Here is a 1519-nt window from a genome sequence, read left to right on the forward strand (position 1 = left end):
GTGTTTTCGTTGCTCCAGGCCGAGATGACGAGAATCGGCAGCGCCGCGTCGTGCTCGTGCAGGGAGCGGATGAGGTCGATGCCGTTGCCATCGGGCAGGCCGACATCGACCAGCGTCATGGCGAAGGGTTGGTCGACGAGCAGGGCCTTGGCCTGCGCGATCGACCCGGCGAAAAACAGCTCCTCCTGAGCGTAGCCAAGGCCCCTCAGGATCGAGCGCAACCGCACCTGCATCATCGGCTCGTCCTCGACGACAAGCAGCGGGCTCGGCAGCAGTGCTTCCGATGGCAGGTCGATGGCGGGATGTTCCTTGGACGACATGAACCTCGACGCGAATGGCGGCTTTCACCTGTAGCAGCCGGGCGGAAAATACCCAACCGATCGTACCCAGTCTGCCATGGATCGGTTGCCGCCGACATAGCTGGGATCAGGTAGAGCGAGCCGGGTATGGCCGTTTGTAACAGCGCCCGTGCGGGAGGCGCTTTTCGTGACATCCAACGGTTGCCTCCAAGCCCGATCCTGCTGCAATCGGAGGAGAGACAATGCGTCAACATCTGCTGAACGGTTGGCTCGTGGCAGCCCTGGTCGCGACGACCTGCCTGCTCGGCGTGACCGCTTACGCGGAGGTGAAGGAAGACATCTCGCGCGTCGCCTGCACGCATGGAGGACAGGCTCCCGGCGAGCGGGGCGCACGGTGTGATACCTGTGCCGCCGCGCGATGCGATGTGCGCGCATCAGGAGCCTGAGCGGCAGCCGTCAGGGGACCGCATGAGCGGCAATCCGCCAGCCAAAACGGCGCTTGCATCCGGGCACGATCCGCGCAGCCGAGATAGAATTTCCGATCAGACAAGCCGGATGTTGCGTGCGGGGCTGAATCCCTTGCCGCGCAAGGGTTTCAGACGCGGGCGCCGTCGAATTTTTCGCGCGCCGCCTTGACGCGCATGGTGTTGGCGCGCGCCCATTCGCTCAGTGCGCTGACGGGGATCAGCAGCTCGTGGCCGAGCTCGGTCAGCTCATAATCGACGCGCGGCGGAATGGTTGGAAACACGGTGCGGGTGACGAAGCCGTCACGCTCCAGCCCGCGCAAGGTGGTGGTCAGCATCTTCTGCGAGATGCCGCCGACGGCTGCGCGCAATTCGTTGAAACGCAGCGGTCCGTCGCCCAGCTTGCCGACGACCAGAACGGTCCATTTGTCGCCGACGCGCTGCAGGATTTCCGAGATGGCGCGGCAGTCTTCGGAGCGGTGTGGGTGCCTCGGTAACAAAAAAGTGCCTTCTTGTGCATCGCGTTTGCAGTATCTCATATAGCGCAGGTATCCAAATGATACCAGTACTTCGTGCAAGGAGAGCCCTTATGTCCAAACCCAAAATTGCCATCGTCGTCGGATCGACGCGCGCCGCTCGTTTCGCCGATGTGCCAACCCAATGGATCGCCAAGATCGCCAAGTCGCATGCCGACATCGATGTCGAGATCGTCGACCTTCGCGACTTCCCGCTGCCGTTCTTCGACGAAGTCGCATC

Annotated in this window: 4 protein-coding genes; 2 read left to right on the top strand and 2 right to left on the bottom strand. The window is 62.7% G+C overall.

The features are described from left to right. Positions 1–320 (bottom strand): response regulator (locus tag EN884_RS35575; RefSeq protein ID WP_164895410.1); only part of this gene is annotated, 320 nt, incomplete at its 3' end. Positions 321–541: 221 nt separating this feature from the next. Here EN884_RS35575 and EN884_RS35580 point away from each other — a divergent pair. Beyond that, complete coding sequence (locus EN884_RS35580) at positions 542–745, top strand: hypothetical protein (protein WP_013530050.1); 204 nt, start codon at positions 542–544, stop codon at positions 743–745. A 149-nt stretch (positions 746–894) separates the two neighbouring features. Here EN884_RS35580 and EN884_RS35585 read toward each other — a convergent pair whose 3' ends face one another. Continuing rightward, entirely contained in the window at positions 895–1263 is a 369-nt protein-coding gene (locus tag EN884_RS35585; protein ID WP_024504168.1) for a helix-turn-helix domain-containing protein, read from the bottom strand. 89 nt (positions 1264–1352) lie between these two features. Here EN884_RS35585 and EN884_RS35590 point away from each other — a divergent pair. After that, positions 1353–1519: NAD(P)H-dependent oxidoreductase (locus EN884_RS35590; RefSeq protein ID WP_164895411.1), on the top strand; the 167-nt coding region annotated here is incomplete at its 3' end.

It is taken from the genome of Mesorhizobium sp. M7A.F.Ca.AU.001.01.1.1, assembly GCF_004022735.1.
Classification (GTDB): domain Bacteria; phylum Pseudomonadota; class Alphaproteobacteria; order Rhizobiales; family Rhizobiaceae; genus Mesorhizobium; species Mesorhizobium ciceri.